The 25808-nt window shown below is 41.4% G+C and carries 27 protein-coding genes and 1 tRNA gene; 16 read left to right on the top strand and 12 right to left on the bottom strand.

The genetic code is table 11. The annotated features are described in order from the left end of the window. Positions 1-2 precede the first annotated feature (2 nt). The 5 genes from PseudUWO311_RS04550 (at position 3) to PseudUWO311_RS04530 (ending at position 4175) form a co-directional block, all read left to right on the top strand. The gene (locus PseudUWO311_RS04550; protein ID WP_142653969.1) at positions 3-908 is read left to right on the top strand and encodes an ABC transporter permease; all 906 of its coding nucleotides are present in this window, start codon (positions 3-5) and stop codon (positions 906-908) included. Next, complete coding sequence (locus PseudUWO311_RS04545; RefSeq protein ID WP_142653968.1) at positions 901-1701, top strand: ABC transporter permease; 801 nt, start codon at positions 901-903, stop codon at positions 1699-1701. Before PseudUWO311_RS04550 ends, PseudUWO311_RS04545 begins: the two co-directional genes overlap by 8 nt. A gap of 214 nt (positions 1702-1915) precedes the next feature. Further along, positions 1916-2359, top strand: coding sequence for an ATP-binding protein (locus tag PseudUWO311_RS04540; RefSeq protein WP_103669241.1), 444 nt, complete (start codon positions 1916-1918; stop codon positions 2357-2359). Beyond that, the gene (locus PseudUWO311_RS04535; protein ID WP_094536281.1) at positions 2356-2706 is read left to right on the top strand and encodes an STAS domain-containing protein; all 351 of its coding nucleotides are present in this window, start codon (positions 2356-2358) and stop codon (positions 2704-2706) included. The genes PseudUWO311_RS04540 and PseudUWO311_RS04535 overlap by 4 nt, the downstream gene beginning before the upstream one ends. 89 nt (positions 2707-2795) lie before the next feature. After that, the gene (locus PseudUWO311_RS04530; protein WP_142653966.1) at positions 2796-4175 is read left to right on the top strand and encodes an OB-fold nucleic acid binding domain-containing protein; all 1380 of its coding nucleotides are present in this window, start codon (positions 2796-2798) and stop codon (positions 4173-4175) included. Between the two features lie 30 nt (positions 4176-4205). Here PseudUWO311_RS04530 and PseudUWO311_RS04525 read toward each other — a convergent pair whose 3' ends face one another. Further along, positions 4206-4652, bottom strand: a complete 447-nt coding sequence (locus PseudUWO311_RS04525; protein WP_142653963.1) for a tRNA (cytidine(34)-2'-O)-methyltransferase — start codon at positions 4650-4652, stop codon at positions 4206-4208. A gap of 87 nt (positions 4653-4739) precedes the next feature. Beyond that, positions 4740-5135 (bottom strand): hypothetical protein, encoded by a 396-nt coding sequence (locus tag PseudUWO311_RS04520; RefSeq protein ID WP_142653961.1) that lies wholly within the window; start codon positions 5133-5135, stop codon positions 4740-4742. Positions 5136-5422: 287 nt separating this feature from the next. Here PseudUWO311_RS04520 and PseudUWO311_RS04515 point away from each other — a divergent pair. After that, a tRNA-Leu gene (locus PseudUWO311_RS04515) sits at positions 5423-5504 on the top strand. Positions 5505-5544: 40 nt separating this feature from the next. Here the strand turns inward: PseudUWO311_RS04515 and PseudUWO311_RS04510 are convergent. From PseudUWO311_RS04510 to PseudUWO311_RS04485, 6 genes are all read right to left on the bottom strand, one after another. Further along, a complete protein-coding gene (locus PseudUWO311_RS04510; RefSeq protein WP_142653959.1) occupies positions 5545-6441 on the bottom strand; it encodes a CoB--CoM heterodisulfide reductase iron-sulfur subunit B family protein in 897 nt (298 codons plus the stop codon). 89 nt (positions 6442-6530) lie between these two features. Next, the gene (gene rpe / locus PseudUWO311_RS04505; protein WP_142653957.1) at positions 6531-7220 is read right to left on the bottom strand and encodes a ribulose-phosphate 3-epimerase; all 690 of its coding nucleotides are present in this window, start codon (positions 7218-7220) and stop codon (positions 6531-6533) included. A gap of 312 nt (positions 7221-7532) precedes the next feature. After that, the gene (locus tag PseudUWO311_RS04500; protein ID WP_142653955.1) at positions 7533-8993 is read right to left on the bottom strand and encodes an inorganic phosphate transporter; all 1461 of its coding nucleotides are present in this window, start codon (positions 8991-8993) and stop codon (positions 7533-7535) included. A 42-nt stretch (positions 8994-9035) separates the two neighbouring features. Beyond that, positions 9036-9581: a rod shape-determining protein MreD gene (gene mreD / locus PseudUWO311_RS04495; RefSeq protein WP_142653953.1), complete on the bottom strand. Its 546-nt coding sequence runs from the start codon at positions 9579-9581 to the stop codon at positions 9036-9038. A 17-nt stretch (positions 9582-9598) separates the two neighbouring features. Beyond that, a complete protein-coding gene (gene mreC, locus PseudUWO311_RS04490) occupies positions 9599-10345 on the bottom strand; it encodes a rod shape-determining protein MreC (RefSeq protein ID WP_142653951.1) in 747 nt (248 codons plus the stop codon). Positions 10346-10356: 11 nt separating this feature from the next. Then, complete coding sequence (locus PseudUWO311_RS04485; protein WP_142653949.1) at positions 10357-11382, bottom strand: rod shape-determining protein; 1026 nt, start codon at positions 11380-11382, stop codon at positions 10357-10359. Between the two features lie 309 nt (positions 11383-11691). On the opposite strand from PseudUWO311_RS04485, the gene PseudUWO311_RS04480 reads away from it, so the two are divergent. After that, positions 11692-12138 (top strand): SRPBCC family protein, encoded by a 447-nt coding sequence (locus PseudUWO311_RS04480; protein ID WP_142653947.1) that lies wholly within the window; start codon positions 11692-11694, stop codon positions 12136-12138. A 188-nt stretch (positions 12139-12326) separates the two neighbouring features. Here PseudUWO311_RS04480 and PseudUWO311_RS04475 read toward each other — a convergent pair whose 3' ends face one another. Next, on the bottom strand, positions 12327-12788 hold the full coding sequence (locus PseudUWO311_RS04475) for a Fur family transcriptional regulator (protein WP_142653946.1): 462 nt from the start codon (positions 12786-12788) through the stop codon (positions 12327-12329). 308 nt (positions 12789-13096) lie between these two features. Here PseudUWO311_RS04475 and PseudUWO311_RS04470 point away from each other — a divergent pair, with 308 nt between their 5' ends. Next, complete coding sequence (locus PseudUWO311_RS04470; protein ID WP_142653944.1) at positions 13097-14296, top strand: class I SAM-dependent rRNA methyltransferase; 1200 nt, start codon at positions 13097-13099, stop codon at positions 14294-14296. On the opposite strand, the gene PseudUWO311_RS04465 is transcribed toward PseudUWO311_RS04470, so the two are convergent. Then, the gene (locus tag PseudUWO311_RS04465; protein ID WP_142653942.1) at positions 14293-14925 is read right to left on the bottom strand and encodes a Uma2 family endonuclease; all 633 of its coding nucleotides are present in this window, start codon (positions 14923-14925) and stop codon (positions 14293-14295) included. The genes PseudUWO311_RS04470 and PseudUWO311_RS04465 overlap by 4 nt on opposite strands. A gap of 227 nt (positions 14926-15152) precedes the next feature. On the opposite strand from PseudUWO311_RS04465, the gene PseudUWO311_RS04460 reads away from it, so the two are divergent. From PseudUWO311_RS04460 to PseudUWO311_RS04440, 5 genes are all read left to right on the top strand, one after another. After that, positions 15153-16160, top strand: coding sequence for a hypothetical protein (locus PseudUWO311_RS04460; RefSeq protein WP_142653940.1), 1008 nt, complete (start codon positions 15153-15155; stop codon positions 16158-16160). Between the two features lie 86 nt (positions 16161-16246). Then, positions 16247-17578, top strand: a complete 1332-nt coding sequence (locus PseudUWO311_RS04455) for a M16 family metallopeptidase (protein ID WP_142653938.1) — start codon at positions 16247-16249, stop codon at positions 17576-17578. A 21-nt stretch (positions 17579-17599) separates the two neighbouring features. Then, positions 17600-18799, top strand: coding sequence for an AAA family ATPase (locus tag PseudUWO311_RS04450; RefSeq protein ID WP_142653936.1), 1200 nt, complete (start codon positions 17600-17602; stop codon positions 18797-18799). A 3-nt stretch (positions 18800-18802) separates the two neighbouring features. Next, positions 18803-19483, top strand: coding sequence for a DUF4276 family protein (locus PseudUWO311_RS04445; protein ID WP_142653934.1), 681 nt, complete (start codon positions 18803-18805; stop codon positions 19481-19483). Positions 19484-19535: 52 nt separating this feature from the next. Next, on the top strand, positions 19536-21536 hold the full coding sequence (locus tag PseudUWO311_RS04440) for an FAD-dependent monooxygenase (protein WP_142653932.1): 2001 nt from the start codon (positions 19536-19538) through the stop codon (positions 21534-21536). Positions 21537-21652: 116 nt separating this feature from the next. On the opposite strand, the gene PseudUWO311_RS04435 is transcribed toward PseudUWO311_RS04440, so the two are convergent. Next, the gene (locus PseudUWO311_RS04435) at positions 21653-22000 is read right to left on the bottom strand and encodes a hypothetical protein (RefSeq protein WP_142653930.1); all 348 of its coding nucleotides are present in this window, start codon (positions 21998-22000) and stop codon (positions 21653-21655) included. 166 nt (positions 22001-22166) lie between these two features. Between PseudUWO311_RS04435 and PseudUWO311_RS04430 the strand changes: the two genes are divergently transcribed. Then, positions 22167-22622 (top strand): DUF4332 domain-containing protein, encoded by a 456-nt coding sequence (locus PseudUWO311_RS04430; protein WP_142653928.1) that lies wholly within the window; start codon positions 22167-22169, stop codon positions 22620-22622. A 44-nt stretch (positions 22623-22666) separates the two neighbouring features. On the opposite strand, the gene PseudUWO311_RS04425 is transcribed toward PseudUWO311_RS04430, so the two are convergent. Then, a complete protein-coding gene (locus PseudUWO311_RS04425) occupies positions 22667-23161 on the bottom strand; it encodes a phosphoribosyltransferase (RefSeq protein ID WP_142653926.1) in 495 nt (164 codons plus the stop codon). 200 nt (positions 23162-23361) lie between these two features. On the opposite strand from PseudUWO311_RS04425, the gene PseudUWO311_RS04420 reads away from it, so the two are divergent. Together PseudUWO311_RS04420 and PseudUWO311_RS04415 are read left to right on the top strand one after the other, a co-directional pair. Beyond that, positions 23362-25083, top strand: a complete 1722-nt coding sequence (locus PseudUWO311_RS04420) for a diflavin flavoprotein (protein WP_142654022.1) — start codon at positions 23362-23364, stop codon at positions 25081-25083. A gap of 157 nt (positions 25084-25240) precedes the next feature. Next, positions 25241-25798, top strand: coding sequence for an HPP family protein (locus PseudUWO311_RS04415; protein WP_142653924.1), 558 nt, complete (start codon positions 25241-25243; stop codon positions 25796-25798). Positions 25799-25808: the final 10 nt, after the last annotated feature.

The following is a 25808-nucleotide window of genomic DNA, read 5'->3' as shown; positions in this document are numbered from 1 at the left end:
ATATGCCTGTGAATAGCTCTTCAGATATTCCCCCTAACCCAAACCAAAAATCAGTTCGGCGACTCAAGTGGCTAGAGCCTTTAGCTCTATTATTCCCAAGTGGCTTTTGGCTGATCTCGTTTTTGATTATTCCAACAGTTTTTATTTTAATTCAGAGTCTAGTACCCCTAGGTAAAACTGAGTTTGGACTAGACAATTACCAAAGAGTATTCGAGTACGTTGGTGGTAACTTTATCTATCTAGTTGTCGTGTGGCGATCGCTACTTTATGCAGTTATCACTACAGGATTTTGTTTAATCTTAGGGTTCCCTGTAGCTTACTGGCTAGCCGTGATTGCTCCTAAGCGGTGGCGCAATATTTTACTACTTCTATTTGTCCTACCTCTATGGACATCATCGTTATTGAGATCCTATGCATGGATCACAATTTTGCGCCCGACAGGAGTTCTAAACACTTTTCTTAATTTTATTGGACTATCAGGGATCAATGTACTAAATAAAGCTGAGGGTGTAATCATTGGCATGATTTACACTTATCTTCCTTACATGGTTTTAGTTCTATATACGTCGCTCGAGCGCCTTGATCTCCGTCTACTTGAAGCAGCAGCTGATCTCGGTGCCAATTCTAAACAAACTTTTTGGCAGATTACAGTTCCACAAGTTTCATCAGGAATTATCGCGGGAGTCTCACTAGTATCGATCACTAGTTTTAGCGATTACATCAACCCCCAACTATTAGGCGGTCCAGGTAGCCGCACGATCGCCTCAATTATTGAGTTGCAATTTTTGGGCGCAAGTAGTAATCGAGGATTTGGCTCGGCGCTGAGTATGGTACTCATTCTTGCCGTAACAATTGTAATTGCCTTACTAATTAAATATGGCGACCGCAGGGTGGTAAGTGATGGCTAATCAAATCAATGTAACAACTGTTAAACGCTGGCAGACTTGGTATACGGTACTTGCATTCTTTTACATGTACTTGCCGATCGCTGTTCTGACACTTTTTAGCTTTAATAAATCCCCATCCCCATCAAAATGGACTGGGTTTACGTGGGAATGGTATGCCAAGTTTCTGCAAAACCCAATCCTGCTAGCAGCTCTAAAAAACAGTCTGAGTGTTGCTCTAACTGCGGTATCAGTCTCCGCAATATTAGGCACGCTCACCGCAGTCGGATTAGCTCGATATTATTTCCCTGGCAAAAGCCTGTATCGTGGCGCGACCTATTTACCTTTGATCATTCCTGACATTGCGATCGCAGTAGCAACCCTAGTATTTTTCGCGGCAATTAAACTGCCTCTCAGCCTTGCCACAATCGTGATCGCCCACATCGTTTTTTGCTTAGCTTACGTAGCTGTAGTTGTATCTAGTCGGCTTGCGACAATCGATCCCCAACTAGAAGAAGCTGCTCTTGATTTAGGCGCTACACCTGTGCAAGCTTTTTTGCGCGTACTTTTGCCACAGCTTCTACCAGGAATTTTGTCGGGCTGTCTTCTGGCATTTATTCTCAGCATGGATGACTTTGTAATTGCATACTTTACCGCAGGTGTTGGCTCAACCACTTTACCGATCGCCATTTTCTCGTCGCTGCGGAGTGGTGGTGTAACCCCAGAGTTAAATGCTCTCAGTGTGTTGCTAATTATTGGGTCAGCCTCAATGGCAGCAATTGCAGAAGCAATCAGAAGTTGGGGTAACCATGATTAGGACATGATAGCAATAACAAATATTAAATCTTAATCAAGCTTAAATAGCATCTAAAGCATCTAGGCTAGTCTGTTGAAATTGATATCAGAAATTTGGAAATTGTGATATTTTTTGAACGTCTTTATCAAAAATTAATTGGTTTTGCAAACATAGGTTAAAAACGTGTGGTATATTACATTTGGCAAAGCTAATCAAAGCTACAGAATGACTCCCCATGAGTGAGAAGCCTTTAAAGCTGCGAATCTCAATTCCACCCGTTGAGGGAATCGAGGACATTCCCATCGCAGCAGTCGAAGTACTCGCTACAAAAATGGGGTTTGATCCTGATGCTGTGCAAGATATCGTACAAGCTCTTACGGAAGCTTTAGTTAATGCGGTTCTTTACAGTACATCTGATCTTGACGTAGAAGTTGTAGTTTTCGCGGCAAATACCAGCCTAATTGTAGAAGTCCATGATCGTGGATCGGGTTTTGATATTGATAGTGTACCGCCACCTGATTTTGATTTGATATCCGAGATTGGTGTCAAAAATGGTGGATTTGGTATACATATGATCAAAGCACTGGTTGATAAGGTCGAGATCGAATCTACCAATCAAGGTACAACCGTCCGTATGAGTAAGTTCCTGTCTATCCCAAAACCCATTCTCCAATCATGACTCATTCCTCATTTTTACAAGATGAACTCAAGATCGTCGAACAGATTGACGGCGATCAAGTTATTCTCAAACTGAATGGTGCTTTGAGTGTAACCACGGTTCCATATTTTAGGCAAGCCGTGCAACCATTTATCGACCGCAAATTATCAGCGATAGTTTTGGATTTTGAAGGAGTGACCAAAATCGTCAGTAGAGGCGTAGGTGCTGCAATTGATATGGCAGTACAAGCCAAGAAGCAAGGTGGTAAGTTGCGCCTAGAGAACGTCGGCAAATATGGTCGCTCTCTCTATATTCAAGGTGTACATCTAGTGGCTGAAGTACCTGAACTCGAAGGATTTGAACCATAAATTTTATTCAATGAAAATAAAATAGAGGTGGTGCTTTGCGCCACCTCTATTTTATTTGTTTTTAAATTAATTTTTAATAGGCAATAAAAATGAAAATCATCAGTCGTAAATCGTTGGGCATACAATGTGTTTTCGATATCGGCTTAGAGCGGGATCATAATTTTTTATTAGATAAAGGCTATATAGCTTCAAATTGCTTTAATAAGTCTCATAGCGTCGCCTATGGATATGTAACGTATCAAACCGCATATCTTAAAGCAAATTATCCCGTTGAATATATGGCGGCTCTTTTATCTTCAGTTAGTGGTGACCAAGAAAAGGTTCAGCGATATATTGCTAATTGCCGCAGTATGGGCATCCCTGTTGTTCCTCCTGATGTCAATAGCTCTGGTGAAGACTTTACTCCTCGTGGGCATCAGATTGTATTTGGCTTGGCTGCTATTAAAAATCTAGGAGCTGGACCGATCGCAGCAATTTTACACGCCCGTCAAGAGGGATCTTTCACATCTTTGGCAGATTTATGTAGCCGTCTCGATTCGCGATCGCTAAACAAAAAAGCTTTAGAAGCATTAATTCAAACTGGCGCATTAGACTTACTAGAGCCAAATCGCCACCAATTAATGAACGATCTTGAAATCACGATGGAATGGGCTTCGCGACGTGCTAAGGAGCTTGCCTCAGGGCAAGGTAATATCTTCGATTTCTTTGGTGAAAGTAGTAATACAAAAACTTTTGATACTGCCCCAACTACATCCCGCGTTCAAGACTATTCTTCTCAAGACAAACTTCGCCTTGAAAAAGAACTGTTAGGTTTTTATATTTCTGATCATCCGCTTAGTGTGGTCAGTCGTTCAGCAAAATTAATGGCTCCGATCAATCTCTGTGATATACCCGAATCTTCAGAGACGAAGGTAGTAACTGCGATCGCTTTAATTCTGGAAATTAAAGAGGTCGTCACAAAAAAAGGCGATCGCATGGCAATTTTACAGCTCGAAGACTTAACAGGCAGTACTGAAGCCGTCGTTTTCCCAAAAACCTTTGATAAGGTCAAGCATTTAATGGAAAAGGACAAACGCCTAATGGTATGGGGAAAAATTGATCGCCGTGACGAGCAAACGCAATTAATTATTGATGATATGCAGCCGATTGAGTCAGTGCGTATGGTACGTGTCGAACTCACTCGCGAGCAAGCAAGAGATCGGCAGGTTTTGGAACAACTCAAAAAAGCTTTAAATCCTAACCCCAGTTATAGCAGCCATACCAGTAATGGCAATTCCAGCTATGGCAAGTCCAATTATGGTAGAAATGAGCCTGATACTTCTAACAAAATTCCTGTAATCGCGTCGATTGAGTATATGCCGAAGTTAGTTCGCTTAGGCAATCAGTTCTGGGTGCAAGATGAAGAAACTGCCGTTAAAGCTTTAGTGCAAGCAGGATTCAAAGCAACTTACGATGCACTAGTTACTTAAATAAGAGAGGGGCTTTGCGCATTACTTATTTTATAAGCCTAATTGTCGTCTGGCTTCAAACAGCCCCAGAGCTGCACTTACGGATAGATTGAGACTACGCACTTTGGGGTGTTCCATAGGAATCTGGACAGTTAGATTGTTGGCAATAATCTCTTCGGGCAGTCCGCTCGATTCACTGCCAAATAGGAGCCAGTCCCCATCTTGGTATTGAAATTCTCGAAAGCTTTGTGAACCACGAGCACTAAAGCAAATCCATCGTCCTCCTTTTGAGGCTTCGCGTAAAGATTCAATATGTGGATGTACAGTTACGTCCACATATTCCCAGTAGTCTATGCCTGCGCGTTTGAGTTGACGATCGCTAATTTCAAAGCCCAAAGGCTCTACCAGATGTAATTGCGTGTTCGTTGCTGCACAGGTACGAGCGATGTTGCCAGTATTAGGTGGGATTTCAGGATAGATGAGAGCGACTTGTAGCATTGACTATGAATAAATTTAAAAACTGCGTTGTTAGCACAGTCTTTAAATATAAAAGAATTGCGGCACTTCGTGCCGCAATTCTTTTTCTTAGCCTTTAGCTCGCTCTTCGATGTCTTCTAAGGTTTGTAGGACTAGACGCTTGGCTTGAAGTTTCCAACCCCATTTCTGTAAGGCGATCGCGGCTCCTGTACCAACAACTGTGGCAATAAAATCTAAAGGTTGCTCCATCGATATACCTAAAAGCAAACCCAGTCCAGCGATACCCCAAAAAGGTAAAGAGACAGACTGGCGGTTTTTTTCTACTATTTTACTTATGTCGTCAGTTGGCATTGCTGCTACTAATTCAGCTTTTACTTGTTTTTGTTCCGACTTGTTGAGAGATAGACCAATTTTTTGGCGTAACTTTTCGATTTTGCGAGCGTTGGTGCTGTACTGCACCAGCTCATCTTCAGCCAACATGATTAAGCGCTCTAACTTTGCCATTGGTAAATATATCGAGATAATTAAATGAGATGGACTTTACGTATTTCCTCAATCTAAGCATCATAGCGATCGCGATCGCAATTACCAAAAGGAGAGAGGTAATACCAAGTTAAGAAATGGCTACGCCATTTCTTAACTTGAAAACCCTTACTGGATTTAGTTTTTAATTCGCAAAAGTGTTGTCACACTTTCGTGAATTGGTATAAGGCGATCGCCGCAAAAAGTATCAAAAAAAATATTTGACAAGATGCAACATTCTTGTTGTAGAATGTAAGTCTTGAAAAAAAGGGCGAATGGCGGAATTGGTAGACGCATCAGACTCAAAATCTGACGACTTCGGTCATGAGAGTTCGATTCTCTCTTTGCCCATAAAAAACAAAAAGACCTCTCACTTTGTGGCAGGTCTTTTTTATAGGGAAAGTTTTTGAAAGACTGAATTTGTGGAAACGATGTGGCGATCTAAGCCGAGAACTTTTGGCTCAATACCGATCGCTAGTCCAATCAACTGTGGTAAATGCAAAATCGGAATCCCTAATTTGTGACCAATCACCTTTTCAACTTCAGGTTGGCGCGAATCGAGATTGAGATGACAAAGAGGACATGGCGTGACAATACAATCTGCTCCTGCGGAGATCGCTGCCGTTAGATGTCGTCCTGCCATTGAGAAAGATTCTTTGGGGGCATAGCTAGAAATTGGCCAACCACAACATTGCACCCGACCTTCGTAATACACAGGAGTTGCGCCGACAGTACGAAAAATATTTTCCAGAGATTCGGGTTTGAAGGGATCGTCGAAACGAGTGACCGTTTGCGATCGCAATAAGTAGCAACCATAAAAGGAAGCACATTTAAGATTAGCTAAAGAACGAGTTACTTTAGCGGCGATATTTTCTAAGCCATAGTCGCGGATCAGAATCCAGAGTAAATGCAAAACTTCCGTAGAACCTTGGAAATTATGTCCTTGAGTATTCAGCAACGCATTTACTTCGTCTTTGCGTGAGGAATCTGTACATTTAAGTTTATCGTTGACACGACCGAGTACACCCTGACAGGTGCTACATTGCGTCATTACTGTGAGATTTAATTCTTCGGCAAGAGAAATATTGCGGGCATTGATCACGTCCTCCACCAGTTCGTCAGTTTCCTTGAATGTGCCAGAACCGCAGCAGGTTGCCTTAGTCAATTCCACCAATTCAATCCCTAATGCTTTAGCGATCGCTGTTGTTGATGCATGTAGCTCTTTGCAAGCACCCTTAGCAACGCATCCTGAATAATAAGCGTATTTCAATGCTTTAGTTTCTGTCATTTCTCTTATCGCAACATCTTTCCCGTGAGATTCTAAATTACCACCAAAAAAGAAAGGCGGCGCTAAGCGCCGCCTTTCTTTTTGATTAATTAAGCAGTGACCAGATCAGGACGCTTGCTGTTGCGAATACCTTTGATTGCTTCAGCATAGTCGGGCGCATTAAATACTGCTGAACCAGCAACGATCGCATTAGCACCAGCTTCTAAAACTTGCCAAGTGTTATTAGCTTTCAGACCACCATCAACCTCGATCCAAGGATCAAGTCCGCGATCGTCACACATTTGACGCAGCTTAGCAATTTTAGGAATTACGTTAGGAATAAAGCTTTGACCACCAAAGCCAGGGTTTACACTCATGATCAAAACCAAGTCGCATAGATCGAGAACATACTCAATAAAGCTCAAAGGAGTCGAAGGATTGAGGGAAACACCAGCAAGTTTGCCGAGTTCCTTGATTTGGCAAAGATTGCGATGTAAGTGAGGGCAAGCAGTATGCTCTGCATGAACAGTGATGATATCTGCACCAGCTTTTGCAAAGTCAGGAACATATCTTTCTGGCTCAGTAATCATCAAATGCACATCTAAAATTTTGGTCGTCACAGGACGAATTGCGGAAACGATCAATGGCCCAATAGTGATATTTGGAACAAAGTGACCGTCCATAACATCAACGTGAATCCAATCTGCACCCGCCGCATCAACTGCACGAATGTCGTCACCTAAACGGCTAAAGTCAGCAGACAAGATTGAAGGGGAAATAACTGTGGACTTTTTAGGCATATGATTTACGGGGGCTTAGCTTTACAAAGATCTAAAAAACAGCAGATAAAGGTAGTTTTAACTACAGTCTTACCTTAATTATTAATTAAATTTAGCAGTTTTGATCGAAAGCTGCACAATTAAAAATCGAGAATGTATGGAGCCGATTTATTTTCAGACTTTTAAACCCATATACATATAAGTGATGATTGCTGCAAATCTCTGCTCATCACTTATAGCTTTCTTCCGCTTGTGTTAGGACAAACTCAAAAAGAGAATGGCGACGCTTTGCGCTGCTATTCTCTTTTTGGGTTTTGATGTGTGTGTCTGAATCTATACAAGCAAAATTCCAATGGAATATGTAATGAAGCCAAGTAGAATGCAGACTGGTAATGTTAACAACCAAGCTAGTAACAAGTTTTTTAAAGTCTCAATCTGTACACCTGAGCGATTTGCAACCATCGATCCAGCAATACCTGATGAAAGTATATGGGTGGTGCTAACTGGCATCCCGAAATAATCTGCTGTTACGATTGTGGTCATGGTGACTATTTCTGCGATCGCACCTTGAGCATAGTTAAGTGGCTCTTGACCAATCTTTTCACCGACGGTGACGACGACTCTCTTCCATCCAATCATTGTCCCCAAGCAAAGAGCAATAGCAACTGTAATTTTCACCCAATAGGGAATATAATTGATAGTTTTATCTAATTGATTTCGATAGTCAATTAGTAAAGATTGCTGATCCAAATTAGCTAATTTTTGTTGTTTTTCTAATTTAGTAATTGTATTAGCGACAAGATAGATCTCTGCTCTGATTTGATAGCGATCGCTATTTGCAATATCAATAAAGTCACTATGCTTCGATAAATTATTCACTATTAACTGACTTTCAGATAGTAGTGAGCGCCAAGTATTCTCATCCATCTGACCTTGAGGTTTTAAGAAATTAGTAAGTTCTATTTGTCCATTCTCAAATTGCTTATCCTCAAACATAAAATTATGACTGGAAGATTGCTGTAACTGCGAAGCAAATACTGGTATGACTGCTTGAGATATCTCAACTAATTGGGCGATCGACTGATTGCTTGTATGCATATTCAAAGAAAACATACTTGGCAAAATACCCACCAAAACCAACATCATTAAACCCATGCCCTTCTGTCCATCATTAGAGCCATGGGCAAAGCTCACACCTGTACAGGTCAAAATCAAGGCTGCCCGAACTTTGAAAGGCGGAATATTATCCTTGGGAGCGTTATATAGATCCTCTTGTTTAATTACAGATTTAACAATTAGAAATAGAATTAATACTCCACAAAAACCTATGAATGGAGAAACGAAAAGTGAAATTAATACTTCCTGTAATTTAAGCCAATTTATACCATCCCACCAATTGACCCCAGTTGCGAATACTGAATTTGCTATACCAATTCCTATAATTGCTCCAATGAGAGTATGTGTACTCGATACAGGTATTCCCAAATACCAAGTTCCCAAATTCCAGATAATTGCTGAGATTAATAAGGCAGCAACCATCATAAAACTTTGCCATAAAGTTGCGTTTACCATCAATTCCACAGGCAATAAAGCCACAATTGAGAAGGCAACCACACCACTAGAGGTCAAGACACCCAGAAAGTTGCAAAGCCCTGACCATATCACCGCGTAAGTCGGCTTGAGAGAATTTGTGTAAATGACAGTCGCTACTGCGTTAGCGGTGTCATGAAATCCATTAACAAACTCGAATCCAATTACAAGAGAAACTGCCAAACCTAAAAAAAGATATTCCATTTTTTTATGGTTTTAAAATCTAAGCTTTGCTCAGATTTTAAATTAATCCTCTTTTCTCTCTAGAGATCGCCACCAACGGCTGAGAGGAAAGTAAATTACAGGAGACCACAAGCTACTCAAAATTGCGGAGCTAAGAGCAATTCGTTGTTGGAGAATCCAAACATTATCCATACCAGAGCCCATCACGGTCAGTTGCACTGCGTGCATAGTCTCAACAATTACTGCCATTCCAAACACAATTAAAGCGATCGAAATAAAATCCTCTTGGACATATCTCTGTTTTTGCAAAAGTGAGGTAAGTCCACCTGCGATCGCAAGACCAAGAGCATGAGTTGGCGCAATACTCATACCAGCAAAAGTCATACTATCTTGTATAAATCCCAGCGCAATACCCACCATCACAGACAAAAGTACAGGACGATTGACGCTCCAAGCCACTAGCCAGATTAGTAGCCAGTTAGGAGCAATTCCCATCAAGGTCATTCCAGGGAATCTGGTATACATCGATAAAATGCAAACTAGCAGGGAACCAATGGTTACCACCCAGTTTAAGAACTTTTTTGATAGAGGAACTTTGCGATCGAGCATTCTTCTTTTTGATTAGGTTATCGCCTCTCTTGAAAAGCATATACCTCAACATAATCGAGTAATCCTAGAGGAGTAGAGAACTCAACAACAGCTTCAGGTGCAGGTTGCTTATCAAGATTTATAGATTTAATCCTACCAACAGGGAGATTTTCGGGAAATAAAGTACTAAATTGTGAAGTACTCACAATATCGCCCACTTTTACATCTGGGTCACGTTCAAAAAACTCTAAGGTAGCAATATTTTGGCTTTGCCCTTTGAGCATTCCACTAATGCGGCTGCGACTAATTACAACACCGACTTGACTGTTAGGATCGCTAATTAGCAAAATTTGACTACTATTTGGGGATACATGAGTAACGCGACCCACTAATCCCCCTGGAGCTATTACATACGCCCCAGACTTAATCCCATCATTACTACCCTTAGCAATTAAAATTTGATTCCACCAGGAGTCGGCACCACGACCAATTACAGCTGCCCAAATACCAGAACCATTAGAAGATACTTTCACCTTTAAAAGCTCTTTCATCCGTTGGTTTTGTGACTCTAGCTCAGTTAGGCGATAACGGAGTTCACGTACTTGAGCATCTTGCAATATCTCTTGCTTAGATACATTTGATTGGAAAGGGCGGCTGAGAAACTGATAAGTCTCCATAATTGCTACACCTTGAGTTTGACGGATTAACCAAGCCAAACTAATTCCAGCAGCAACAACAACACTCTGAAAGCGATATCGCTCCCACCAACTACGGATTGAATCCATGAAAAATTTACCTATAAACTTTTCAAACGGCTGGTTAGAACTCGACCAAGATTCTTGTAATCTTCTAAGACGCGACCAGCACCGATAACTACACAGTCCAATGGGGCTGGAGCTATATGAGTAATAATTCCTGTCTCATGGCTAATCAAGGTGTCAATACCATTTAGCATTGCTCCGCCACCAGCTAACATGATGCCTCGATCAATAATATCGGCAGCTAGTTCGGGAGGTGTTCGTTCGAGTGTACGCTTCACTGCTTCAATAATTACTGAGAGTGGCTCACTCATACTTTCTCGAATTTCTGAAGATTTAACTGTCACTGTACGAGGCAATCCCGATAATAAGTGCAATCCTCTTACCTCCATCGAAGTCTCTTCTTTAATTGGATAAGCTGAACCAATTTTGATTTTGATTTCTTCTGAAGTCCGTTCCCCAACAACGAGGTTATGTACAGTCTTCATGTATTTCATAATCGCTTCGCTGAGCTCGTCGCCTGCAACGCGCACCGACTCACTCAAGACAATTCCTTGTAAACTCATCACCGCAACTTCGGTAGTACCACCACCGATGTCGATGATCATATTACCTGTGGCTTCAGTCACAGGCAATCCTGCGCCGATCGCTGCGGCAATCGGCTCGTCAATTGGGTAAACTTCACTTGCCCCAGCACGACGAGCTGCATCCATGACGGCTCGCCATTCTACGCCTGTTACGCCACTAGGAATGCCGATGGCAATACGTGGATTAAAAACCCCTTTTTTAACTTTCTGAATAAACGAACGCAGCATCAACTCAGCCGAGTCAAAGTCAGCAATTACTCCATCTTTAAGGGGACGCACTGCGATGATGTCACCAGGAGTGCGTCCGATCATTTTGTTAGCTTCATTTCCGACTGCATAGGCAGTCTTATCTCGTTGATCGATTGCGACAACTGATGGCTCTTGCAGAACAATACCTTCACCAGACACATAAATAAGCGTGTTGGCAGTACCGAGGTCAATGCCGATGTCTTTAGTAAAATGGCGGAATAAACCCACAGTAAAACTCTTCCAGTGGTCAAACTAGCTACATCACCTTAATATTTTATTACGATTGTTGTCACTTAGTCTAGTCTTCTTAACTATTCCGAAAGTCTTGTCTTTATAAATAAAAGTGAAAAGCATTGCAAAGCAATGCTTTTCACTTTTATTTATAAAGACAGCTTTGTTATTATGATGGGTAAGTAGATACGCACGATTAAATATAAAGCTCAAGAATCTTTACCGTCCGCGTAGATTTTGGCTATTTTTTTAATTTTGCCGAGGTACTTAATAAGTAAAACTTTGTAACAAACTAACGATTATCCGATGAGTGATTGGCTCGAACATACTGTCCAGACTGAAGTAGCTATTCCCGTAGAATATGCATGGTCGTTATGGTCAGATTTACAGGCTATGCCCCGTTGGATGAAGTGGATTGACTCCGTGGTAGTCACAGCCGATCCTGAAATATCAGCATGGAAACTAGGCACAAACGGTTTAACTTTTACTTGGAAGTCACGAATTCTCAAACAAATTCCCAATCAAATTATTCAGTGGGAATCGATTGGTGGTCTGCCAAATCGTGGGGCTGTGAGGTTTTATGGTCGTCCAAACAATATGACAATCGTGAAGTTAAGCATTTCTTATGCGATTCCTGCAATTGGGCAAATTATGGATAATTTATTTTTGGGGCAAGTTGTTGAGTCCACTTTGCAGGCTGATTTAGATAGATTCAGAATTTATGCCCAAGAAGATTTTGCAAAAACCAATTAAATAAAAAAGAGCGCAATGCGCTCTTTTTTATTTAATTGGTTCTTTGTGCTGTAGCCCAATGTATTAGGACATAACACGCAATATAGAAATTGGCGGCATCTTGCGTCGCCAATTTCTATATTGGGTTTGGATTGCGCCATAACAAATACGGAAATAGCTAAAAGAATCGCTTGTCATTGCCTTATTGCTTAAAAGATGGATCGTTGTCCTTCAGGGCTTACCCCAATGATGGTGAGTTGGCAATCTAGTACTGAGAAGCCATACTTATCAGCTACTTTTTTACTAATCGTAAGGATCTGGTCATTTTTGAATTCAATAACACGGTTAGTTTTGACGCAGACTAGATGGTGATGATGGTGAGGCTTGGGCTGATTAATTTCATAATGTTTATGATCTTCGGTGAGTTCTAATTCACGTAATATCCCCATTCTTGCCATCATCTTCACAGTACGATAAATTGTCGAAAGACTAATATTTTCACCTAGCACTTTTAACCGTTCGTAAAGATCCTCAGCACTGAGATGCTCACCTTCGGGTAGGGTTTGAAATGTACTTAAAATCACCTCGCGCTGCGGTGTCATGCGACAACCCTTTGAGTTGAGTTCAGCTTTGAGTGCCTCAGGTGAATAGGTAGGCTCCGCAGAAGTCATAGCATTATCAATAACGGTAGCTTCTTGAGAATAACATAAATGTCATTAGCAAGGCAGTAATTCTCATTTAAAAAATTGGTTTTTGGAAAGTCAGCCAGCAAATCGCTTTCCTAAAACCAATTTTGTGATTTTCAGAGCCGCAGTCTCTGAAAATCACAAAATTGGTTTCATAATGAGAAATGCTACAAAATGTTGCTGTTTTTGATGCTGAAACATTGTTCTTGACACGCTGAGAGGAGAGTGACATTGCCCACCATACTCCTTTCTATGTTATGTTTAGCAGCCTATCCCCTCAAAAGTTATTACTTATGTCATCGTTGCCCCGTGCGATTATTCATCGTAAAAAAGTCGATGCGGTTCAGCGTTTTCACCCTTGGATTTTTTCGGGCGCGATCGCTAAAATGCATGGTGAAGTCAGTGATGGTGACTTGGTAGAAGCCTATAGCGAAGATGGCAAGTTTTTAGCGATCGGCTTGTGGGGTATGGGCAGTATTGCGATTAAGGTGCTGTCATTTCAGGCTGTAGAGTCGATGCAGTTGTTGCTTCGCGATCGCCTACATCAAGCATTTACTTTAAGAAAACAACTAGGATTAATCGATAATCCAAAGACAAATTGCTATCGCTTGATTAACTCTGAAGGGGATGGTTTAGCAGGATTAATTATTGATGTGTATGGTGGTACAGCGGTTTTGCAATGTCATTCATTGGGAACCTATCGCTATCGTCAGGATATTGCGGAGATATTGAAAGAAATTTACGGCGATCGATTGCAAGCTGTTTACGATAAAAGCTCGGCCACTCTTTCGCGCAAATCACAAACTCAGTCTCAGGATGGGCTATTAATTGGTGAAAAATCTACTGATAGTGCTGAAGTTTTAGAATATGGACAACGCTTTATTGTTGATTGGGAAAGGGGGCAAAAGACAGGTTTTTTCCTAGATCAACGCGAAAATCGCCGCTTGTTTGGTAAATATGCCACAGGCAAAAAAGTTTTAAATACCTTCTGCTATTCGGGCGGATTCTCTGTTTATGCAGTGGCAGCAGGAGCGCGAGAAGTACATTCTATTGATAGCTCAGTCAAGGCGATGGAATGGACAGATCGGAATATTGCTGCAAATTTTGATGCGGAGCGTCAAGCCACTCATACTTCCTTTACAGGCGATGTCTTTGATTTTCTGAAGCAATGCGATCGCGATTACGATGCGATCGTGCTTGATCCACCTGCTTTTGCCAAAAGCTTATCAGCACGACATTCAGCAATGCAAGCTTATCGGCGTTTGAATTTGCAGGCTATGTCTAAATTAAAAAGTGGCGGGTTGTTGTTCACTTTCTCCTGTTCTCAGGTAGTGAATGTGGAGAATTTTACAGGAGCAGTGACGGCTGCTGCGATCGAGTCAGGGCGGACGATTCAAGTTTTACATCATCTAACGCATCCTGCGGATCATCCTACGAGTATTTTTCATCCAGAAGGCGCGTATCTTAAGGGCTTAGTTTTGAGCGTTATCTAAGCAGCCATAATTTGCGCAACAGTGAGATTTAATTCTGGAAAGGTTGGCGAAACTAGGCGATCGCTATTTTGAAACCTTGTTAGTTGGTACTTACCTTCTGTATCTAAGGTAAATATGAAAACAGATGGGAGCTTAGGATCGCCTAGATAGTCGCGAGAACCAATCGCTAAATAATCAACAATCCAATACTCAGGAATCCCTAAACGTTCGTATTCTGCGAGTTTATCAATGTAATCATCTTCCCAATTAGTGGACACCACCTCAACAGCAATCTGAATTGGTTCGCGAATACCTCGATGATTCTGGCGATCGCTCCGCCAAACATCCCGATTAATTACACTTACATCTGGATGTCGGCCCTGTTCTTTGCCGTTTTTATTTGTGGTTAAAACCGCAGCAACATCATTGACTACATAGTTTAAACTCAATCGCTCAACCTCTCGATCAAAGCTTTTTAAAATTAGCCAAGCGACATCGTAATGAATTCTTGTTGCTAAAATTTTTACCATTTTGCCATCCACAAGTTCATAGCGACCATCTTCAGGACATTGCTCCAAAAATTTATCAAAACTTAGATCTAGCTTTTGTTCTAGTTCTGAGCCAGATTTTGGTTGAGTGAGTGTAATCATAGATTTCCTCAAAATGCGTAGTCTAAATTATATCAAACCCCTATCAAAGCCTCTCTAGTTCAAAAAAGCCGCAAAGTGCAGTAGTGATTCGCACCGCACTTTGCAGCTTTAATTGTAAAAATGTCAGAAAAAGTCAGAAAACTTCTAGAGAAAATTGCTTTTATGTCGCTACAATGTGTGCACCTTTTTGGTGAGGATGTAGGGATATGTATAGAAAGCGTCAGAAAATGTCCGTTGCAAGTCTAGGAGCAACAATCTTAGCTGCTTTTGTAGGAGTGATCGTTGTGCCGATGCCGATACAGGCGCAACAGGCAACTGTCAACCCCGCAAATCGTTCAGTTAGAGATGAAGCCGATCGCTTACTCGATCTTGGCTACGGTCAACTCAAAGATGGTAAACATCGCGAAGCAATCAAGACTTGGCTCTATGCAATCGGTTATTACCGCCGCGTCAATGATCAATCTGCAATTTCCTACACTTTGGCTCGGGTGAGCGATGCCTATGAAATGATGGGGTCAGCTAATGCGGCTCAAGACACAACTCGGCAGAGAATACGTTACGCCAATACTCTGAAGGATAATGGCGCTAAGTTAGAAAGCTCAAATAACTTAGTCAGTTTTGAGATCGCCCAAAACAAACTAGAGTCCGCCGCAAAACTCAACACAGAATCCCTTGATCTAGCTATTCAAAATGATCAAGGACTGAATACCGCGATCGCGTTGAATAACAAAGGGCTAATTGCAGGGCGATATGGCGATCATATGGCGGCGATCAAGCTTTATTACGCATCGATCAAACAATATCCCATCCGTGAAGCGCTCGGTGAAGGATATGTCTATGTCAATAGCGGTGACAGCTTGATGGCATTGGATAACTACAAAGCCGCGATCAAAGACTACGGCATGGCTCTGACAATTGCTCGTCAATATCGCAATTATCCATTGATGGCAGTAGCTAGTGATCGCTTGATTGCTGCTTATCTCGAAGTCCCTAACTTTTATCGCATTGAGGAATTGTTGCAAAATCGTTCTAGCTTGGCTTTGGTCATGGGCGATCGCGAAACAGCCGCGATCGTGCAGCGATATTTGGGTGATTTGTACTTATCTTTTGGAAATCTGCCAAAATCACGCGCTGCTTACCAAGAATCCTATGATTTTGCTGCTATGCTAGAAGATACTTCTAGCTTGCAACTGCGAGAAGCTTATTACAAATTGCAGACACTAGAAAGATTGTAAGTTTTGCGAGGTGGTGCATTGCATCACCTCGGATTGAATATAAAAGCGCTTTTTATTTAAAATTTAGTAAAATCCTTAAACTTGCCATGCCAGCGATCGTCATTCCGCGTCGGTTAGATGTAGCTGCTCCTGATCATGATCTCAATGATCTAGCAACTAAAGCGCAATTATCTGCGCCCACTCAATATATTCTTCCCAATGGGATCAAGATTATTGCCGAACAGGTTCCTGTTGATGCGGTTAACCTTAGTATTTGGGTTGATGTTGGCTCTGCTGTTGAAAGCGATGACATCAACGGTATGGCGCATTTCCTAGAACATATGGTGTTTAAAGGTAGTGAGCGCCTTGGTTTAGGAGAATTTGAACAGGCGATCGAGTCTCATGGTGGTAATACTAATGCGGCAACTAGTCAAGACTACACTCATTTTTATATCAATGTTGCGCCCAAGGACTTTGCTAAGCTTGCGCCATTACAACTAGATATTGTGTTGAAGTCAAGTATTCCCGATGAAGAGTTTCAGCGCGAACGGCATGTGGTGTTAGAAGAAATTCGCCGCAGTGAAGATAATCCTGATCGCCGTATTTATCGTCATATTTCGGAATTAGTGTATGAGCAGTTACCCTATCGTCGTGCTGTTTTGGGTCCCGTAGATGTGATTGAAAACGTCACCTCAGAGCAAATGCGATCGTTTCATCGCCAATGGTATGCGCCACAAAATATGACGATCGCCGTTGTGGGTAATTTACCCGTGAGCGAGATGATCGGTGTGATTGCAAATTATTTTGAGGCAGGCAATCAAGAAATTGCGATCGCAGCTAAGCCTAAACCGCACACCTTTACAGCAGAAAAGCCTTTTGAGTCGATTGTTCGTCGGGAAGTGACCGATCCTAGTCTCAAGCAAGCAAGGCTGAGTATGAGTTGGCGCGTCGCCAGTTTGCGGGACTTATCAGAAACTTATCCCTTAAGTATTCTGGCGAATATTCTCGGCAGTGGGCGTACTTCGCGGATGGTACAAGACTTGCGAGAAAATCGTCGCATCGTCGATCGCATTTCTGTAAGCAATTCAGCGATGCGTTGGCAAGGCACATTCCAAGTATTTGCCAAGTTGAACGTAGAAGATGTGGAAATAGTTGAGCAAGCAATTCGTGAACATATCATCAAATTGCACGAAACTCCCGTCACTGATGAGGAACTAGCCAAAATTCGCACCCAAGTTAGCAATCGCTTTATCTTTGGTAATGAGTCACCCAAAGAACGTGCAGGTATCTATGGCTATTACGATCGCATTGTCGGTTCGTTAGAGCCAGCCTTAAACTATCCCGATCTCATGAAATCGATCACTAAAGAGGACATTCAAGCCGCTGTTCGCAAATATCTCAATCCTGATGCTTATGGAATTTTGATTGTCAAACCCTAAGTGCGCAATTGTGCGATCGTCATGCTTAAACACATCAGCATTAAAGGCTATAAATCAATTAAAGAATTAGATTTAGATTTATTTCCCATCAACGTTTTAATCGGCGCGAACGGTTCAGGTAAATCTAATTTTATTTCCTTTTTTAAATTGTTGCGTTGGATGATACAACGCACTGGACAATTGCAGTTTTTTGTTGGGCAATCAGGGGGGGCAAGCTCTTTTCTTTTTGACGGATCTGCTGTTACTCCACAGATAGAAGCTGAGCTTAACTTTGAGACTACTTCAGGCAAAAATGATTATTTCTTTAGACTTTTTTACGCTGCATCAGATACATTTATATTTGCTGAAGAAAAGTATCGACGTAATATTTATAGTAATTCGACAGGTCAGGGGTTATTAAATGTCAGGAGTAATAATCTAAGAACTGCCATACAAAGAAACTATTCTGATAATTCAGGAAATATAGATATAAGTCCTTTTAGTGGCTTAGCAACTTGGAAATCATTAGATGCTGGGCATAAAGAATCACGATTAATTGATGATATAAACTTAGGTAATCAGATTTCTACAGATATATTTTATCTAATACAAAGCTTTGAGACTCACCAGTTTCATGACACATCTCAAACTGCACGATTTAAGCAGCGATGGAGTATTGATGATAACCAACGACTTAAAGAAGATGCTGGTAATTTAGCACCATTTCTTCTAAAGGTTAGAGATAATGAGCCTCGTTATTATCAAAGAATCGTAGAAACGCTTTCGCAAATTGCACCATTTTTTGATGATTTTGTACTAGCACCAGTGGGAAATACAATTCTTTTGCAATGGAGAGAAAAGGGAACTGATTTGATATTTAGTCCATATCAAGCATCGGATGGAACATTAAGAGCAATGGCTTTAGTAACGCTTTTATTACAACCTCCTGATAGTCTGCCTGATGTTTTAATTTTAGATGAACCAGAGTTAGGCTTACATCCCTATGCTATTAATATTATCGGTAGCTTAATTAATAGTGTTTCTAATCGTTGTCAAGTAATTTTAGCAACTCAATCACCATTATTAGTGGATTGTTTTGAGCCAGAAGACATAATTGTTGTTGAAAGAAATGGTCGAGAATCTTCTTTTAAAAGATTAATTGTGGAAGAGTTAGAAGATTGGCTAGAAGAATACTCATTATCTGAGCTATGGAATAAAAATGTAATTGGCGGGAGACCATAACTAATGGTTGTTCTAAATATTCTTGTAGAAGGGCCAACAGAAGAAGCCTTTGTTAAAAATATTTTGCGTCAACATTTAAAATGTCTAAATATTAATACTAAATATAGTTTAGTACCAACAAATAGATCTAAGGGCATAGGAGGAGGAATAGCTAACTATGCAAAAGTTAAAAATGAAATTAATCGTTTATTGAAAGAGAGAAATAGTCAACCATTAATACTTACAACAATGTTTGATCTATATGCATTACCAAATGATTTTCCGAAATTTGAACAAGCTAGTAAAATATTAGATCCTTGTCTCAAAGTTAAAGCATTAGAATTTGCTTTTGCAAAGGATATTAATCATTATCGATTTATACCCTATATTCAATTACATGAATTTGAAGCTTTAATATTTACTGATCTAGAAGAATTGTATAAAGACTTTCCTGACAATGATCAATATAAGAAAGGTATTGATCGTCTATTAGCAGAATGTAGAAGGTATTCTTCTCCAGAATTAATCAACCAAGGTGTAACTACGGCTCCTTCTAAGAGGCTTGAAAAAGTTATTCCAAAATATAAAAAACTAAAAACGAGTTTAGCGCCTCAAGTAGTTGAAAAGATTGGGTTAGCAAAAATTAGAGAAAAATGTCCGCACTTTAATCAATGGATTACGCGGTTAGAAAACTTGCAAGTCTGATCCAAATCACGATATATGCCAAAATTAGAACACTGAAGATATTGATTTAGCCATGCAGCAGTTACTTTACATTGAAATCCCTACACCTCAAGTTGCAGCCGTGAAAACATGGCTCCAGACTGAGTACCAACCTCCCTTTGGGAAAAAATCCGTTGCTAAGCATGGCTTTATCCTCGATCGCCAAAATCGTTCAGGTGAGATCGCGCAATTATCAGTATTTCTCTGGACATTACAACGTACTACTTATCTAAAAGTGTTTCGCTGGTCGGATGAGGCGATGGATGGCGAAAAAGATTTTCTCGATCATTTGACTAAAGCTGCCCGTCAGGCATTTCCTTATGAATATAAGCAGCCACCTGCGATCGCGCCTAATCAATCTATTTTTGAAGCATTAGCTGCGGAATATCCGCTTACAGTTAAATTCTTTCAACGCATTCCTAATGGCGAATACGATCTCAATCGTGTCTATTGGTGGGAAAAGCGCTGGCGCGAAAGTGTGAAATCACCTGAAACTCCGAAGAAGGTGATCTTTACAGAAGCAAATTCTCCAAAGCAAGATTTGCAATACGATATTGTCTATTTAGGAGGTGCATTGGGGGCAATCCATGCGGCGATGATGGCGAAATTGGGATATCGCGTTTGTCTAGTGGAACGAATCCCTTTTGGAAGAATGAACCGCGAATGGAATATTTCTCGTGCGGAATTTCAGAATCTTATTGATTTCGGGCTCTTCACTAAAGAAGAATTTGAATTAATGATTACGGCGGAATATGTCGATGGCTTTAACAAGTTTTTTGATAGCAATAATCCAGCACATCTTAAGGCTAAGGTGCTACATACGCCAACGGTCTTAAATATTGCGATCGATACTAATCGATTGTTAGAAATTTGCAGTAAGAAATTACATCAATATGGTGCAGTAATTTGCGATCGCACTGAGTTCCAAAAGGTTGTCATTGATAACAATAGCGCGACTATCTTTGCAAAGAATCTAGAAACAGAAGCAGAAGTAATTATTACTTCTCGGTTAGTAATTGACGCGATGGGCTCGGCTTCTGCGATCGCGCAGCAAATTAACGCAGGTCAAGCTTTTGATAGTGTTTGTCCGACTGTAGGTGCAGTTTTAGAAGGAATTGATAAGCATGTATGGGATTCCCAATATGGGGATGTGCTGTTTAGTCATGGAGATATCTCAAGGGGAAGGCAGTTGATTTGGGAACTCTTTCCTGCGGAAAAAGATGAACTGACAATTTATCTATTCCATTATCACCAAGTGCATCCAGAGAACGCAGGATCGCTGCTAGAAATGTATGAGGACTTCTTCACGATTTTGCCCGAATATCGACGTTGTGATATGGAAAAGCTGACTTGGAAGAAAGCAACTTTCGGTTACATTACAGGACATTACAGTCTCAATGAAGATTCTAAAAAATGTGCTTTTAATCGGATCTTAGCGATCGGTGATGCTGCCTCTTTGCAATCGCCCCTTGTATTTACTGGCTTTGGATCACTCGTTCGCAACTTGCCACGCCTAGCGACCTTACTTGATACTGCATTGAAACATGATTTGCTAAGTGCTGATGACCTCAAGCAAATTAATGCCTATCAAAGCAATATCGCCGTTACTTGGCTATTTTCTAAGGGGATGATGGTTCCGACGGGGATGCACTTGCCGCCAGAGCGAGTAAATTCAATGCTAAATACTTTCTTTGGACTACTTGCCGATGAGCCGCAACCCGTAAGCGATCTCTTTATCAAAGATCGCCTCAATTGGTTGATGTTCAATCGCCTTGCCCTAATTGCCGCTTTTAAAAATCCAAAGCTTATTCTCTGGATTATTGAAATGGCAGGTACAAAAGATCTGTTGAAATGGCTTTCTAGTTATGGAGCCTTTACCCGCAGTTCCTTTGCCAATGCTTTATTAGGTGGATGGTTGCCTCAACTCATACGTAGTTGTCAAACTTGGTTAGAGCCGTCAAATCCCCGTCTGTGGTTACGCTTACTAAGTTGGAGCTATGCTCTCAATTACTCTGTTGGCAAGCCTGTAGATTAAATAATAGTTGAATTTAGTGATTTTCTAGGAACACCAAAATTTATAAAGTGCAAGAAAAAGCAACAAAAACATCTTCTCAAAATGGCGTTGCTATTTTGAGAACTTAGAGAACAAACTTAGCTTCCCCAGATATAAATCGAGCCATTCTCCATTTTCATGATTCTGGCACTAGTTCCATCCGCTTGCTCTTCACCACGTTGTTGATAGACGATACCGCCACGATCATCAGTGTAGACCATGGGACGACCTGATATGGGTCGAAAGCTATCTCTTACTCCATCTTGCCAAATTACATCAATAAACCCTTGACGCATCGAAAATGTGCAAGGCATAGAGACCTTCGGCTTAGAATCGCCATTAGGGAAATATTGACAGAATGCTTTTCTCGTATCAGCCTGTGCTGAGAAGGGCACTGCTAGAGCAGCAACAAGAGAAATTGTTACAACAGATATAGTTTTCATCATGATAGCTTTAGTAGAGGTGAAGCAAATATATGGGGGGCTGAGGATCTGATGTATTAACATCAATTATGACTTAAGGCAGTCTTGGTTGTTCCATTGATGATGGCAGTGCAACAGATTCTGCTCTTAATACAAGCTTCTAAGATATTATTCTTAAAAACCTAACGAAATGAAATCCTTGACTACTTCTCAGTCTTTTTTAGCCTTGAACTTTGCCATTGAGCTGCTACCAGGATTAAACGCCGAAGACTGCAACAACCTCAAGAAGAAAGGCGTTACGACAACTCACGCTTTGCTGCAAAAAGCAGGGCGTAGCAAAGCCCAAAAAGAAGCTCTTGCGATCGCGCTCGGTGTGAGAGTTCAGCTATTAACCAAATGGTTAGCTTTTGCTGATTTAGCACAAATCCCTGCGGTGGGCTGTCAGCATTGTGGTGTGATTGTACATAGCGGCATTGTCTCACTGGAGCAGCTTTCCCAAACTCCACTCGACAAACTCCACAAACACATTATGCGTTTACAAGTGCAGAATTTTAACCGTGCTGATTTATGCCCTGATATTAGTGAGATGTCCATCTGGATCAAGCAAGCCCAACAACTAATAGCAGCTAAAACACTTGCTAAATGATAGGTTGTTTGACCGTATGTCGATGGTAGTAAAGGCTTAAAAATTTATAGATCACCAGGATTTAGCTTTTCATACTTCTCAAAAGGCTGATGAATCCAAGGATTGTCCGCCAAGAAATCCACATAATAGTCTGGCTTAGCCACAGAGCAAGCCTTAAACCACAAAACTGCTGATCGCACTTCGGTAATTGCAAATTCTTCGTGTTGTTGCAACCATTCCAAGATCCGCGCAAGAGTCACGCCCGAATCTACTAAATCATCCACTAGCAAAATCCTTTTGCCAAGTGTCTCTGTAGTCATAGTGATATTACTAGCGATCGTCAAGTTGCCCCTTTCCTGAAAATCTTTTCCACCATAGGAAGAGGTCGAGAGAATGGCAAGGGGCTTGTCGTAAATCCGCGAAAGAGCATCACCAATACGTAAGCCGCCCCTAGCAAGACAAAGAATTTGATCGAATTCCCATTGAGATTGATAAATTTGGGCTGCCAATCTCTCGATGTTGGCGTGATATTCTTCCCATGAAACGTAAAGATCTGACATAGTAGGGGATTTGGGTTTATAGCCCAGAAATTAAGTGGCGGCACTTCGTGCAACTACCTAATTTTTGGTTTTTGGTAAGTTACTTATAGTATCAATTAGCACATTCAATTGGACTTGTCCAAAAGTAAGCATTAGACTAGAGATAGTTGAAAATCAGATAGGGAGACAAGATCGTGGTTGCTGCTGTTGAGAGTCCTTCTATTGTAAATGTTATAGAGAAGCCGATTGAACGCCGACTCACTATACAAGTAGCCGAAATTGCGGCTGACACGACCACGATCCGATCGCTTGACTGGGATCGAGATCGCTTTGATATCGAGTTTGGCTTGCAAAATGGTACAACCTATAACTCCTTTATCATTCGTGGTGAAAAACTGGCGCTAGTCGATACATCTCACGCCAAGTTTCGTGAACTATATCTCAAAACCTTGCAGGGGTTAATCAATCCCGCAGAGATTGATTATTTGGTAATTAGTCATACAGAGCCAGACCATAGTGGCTTGGTAAAGGAAATACTAGCCTTAGCTCCCAATGTTACCGTGGTGGCAACCAAAGTAGCTTTGCAATTTCTCGCCGAGCTGATCAATCAGCCGTTTAAGCAGCAAGCTGTTAAAAATGGCGATCAGGTCGATCTGGGAAATGGTCATATTTTGCAATTTGTGAACGCGCCAAATTTGCATTGGCCAGACACAATGATGACCTTTGATCTCGGCACCTCGATTTTATATACCTGCGATATTTTTGGAATGCATTATTGCAGTGATGCTGTTTACGATGAGGATTTAAAGAGAATTACGCCCGACTATCGCTTTTATTACGAATGCTTGATGGCTCCTAATGCGAGGTCAGTAATTGCGGCGATGAAACGGATGGATGACCTACCACAGGCGGAAATAGTCGCCAATGGACATGGACCCTTGCTGCGCTACAACATCAAAGAACTAACAGAAAACTATCGCCAATGGAGCCAAGCACAAACGAAGGGGGAAACGAATGTAGTTGTTTGTTATGTATCTGACTATGGCTATTGCGATCGCCTATCGCAGGCAATTGCCCGTGGCATCGCTAAAACTGGTGTGGCTGTGGAAATGGCGGATTTAAAGGCGATCGACTTGCAGGAATTGCGCGAACTCGTCGGTCATGCTTCCGGGCTGGTCGTCTGCACACCGCCAGCATCCAATAGTCATGTAGAAACTGCGATCGGCGCAATTTTAGCGGCAGCAAGTGAAAAGCAAGTAATTGGTTTGTATGAACCACATGGAGATCAAGATTCCTCTATCGATTTGTTAAATAACAGGTTTAAAGATCTGGGCGTTGTCACAGCATTTCCAGCTATTCGCGTCCGCGAAAATCCTAACGAAGCAACCTACCAAACCTGTGATGAAGCAGGTACTGACTTGGGACAATTGCTCACTCGCAAACAAAATATCAAACAGCTAAAGGCAATCGATGCCGATCTAGACAAAGCTTTAGGACGCTTAGCTGGCGGTTTGTACATCATCTCCGCCGCAAAGGGTGGCGCTCGCAGTGCAATGCTAGCATCTTGGGTTGCCCAAGCTAGTTTCAAACCTCTTGGCTTTACCGTTGCCGTTGCAAAGGATCGGGCGATCGAGTCGTTTATGCAAGTAGGCGATCGCTTTGTCCTAAACGTCCTTGAGGATGGTAATTATTCAAAACTGATGCAGCATTTCTTAAAAAGATTTACTCCTGGTGCCGATCGTTTTGAGGGTGTCAAAACCCAGTTATCGTCATTTGGCGCACCGATCCTCACCGATGCTCTAGCATTTATGGAATGTGAGGTAACAAGTCGGATGGAATGCAGCGATCACTGGATCATCTATGCGATCGCGGAGGAAGGCAGAGTTTCTAAACCTGAATCTCTCACCGCCGCACACCATCGCAAAATTGGTAATCATTACTAAAAAACAGGGTGCGAAGCGCCCTATTTTTTAGTAATTTAAGAAGCAGTCAAGGTTGAAATATCTGTAAATTTGGCTACATTTTAAAAGCCAAACTCTCATCATTGGGGGTAGAATGTCATAGATTCTTGACATTCTACCCCCAATTTTTTATTTGTTCATGTTGAATTTCCGAAAAGCGCGATCAAAATGGCAAACTTACTGGTTTAAACTCTTTGGCAGATGGCGATCGTGTCCCCTCACCTGTCCAATTGAAAGACCGCATCGCAAACATGTTTTTTGGAGTTGGTTAGGTAGCTGTTTAGCGATCGCTGCCACCGCTTATCTATCGACAATCGCTAATACACCTTTGATCATGGCTCCCTTTGGAGCGACTAGCGTTTTAATCTTTGGTATACCTGAAAGCCCTTTTGCCCAGCCACGCAATGTCATCGGGGGGAATCTCTTAGCAGCACTCATTGCTTTGACAATTTTAAGTATTTTTGGTTCTTCGCCTTTGTCTATGGGAATAGCTGTTGCCACGGTGATCGGTATGATGCAGCTTACGAGCACATTACACCCTCCATCAGGAGCAGTCGCTCTAGTAGTCATGATGACTAAACCTAACTGGCAATTTCTAGTGACACCGACATTAGAAGGCTCAATAATTTTAGTAATGTGTGCAGTGATTTTTAATAATCTTTCTGAAGATCGTACTTATCCGAAACATTGGTTGTAAGAATAAAATC

It is taken from the genome of Pseudanabaena sp. UWO311 (assembly GCF_006937785.1).
Lineage (GTDB): Bacteria > Cyanobacteriota > Cyanobacteriia > Pseudanabaenales > Pseudanabaenaceae > Pseudanabaena.
This window is presented reverse-complemented; position numbering and strand designations above follow the sequence as displayed.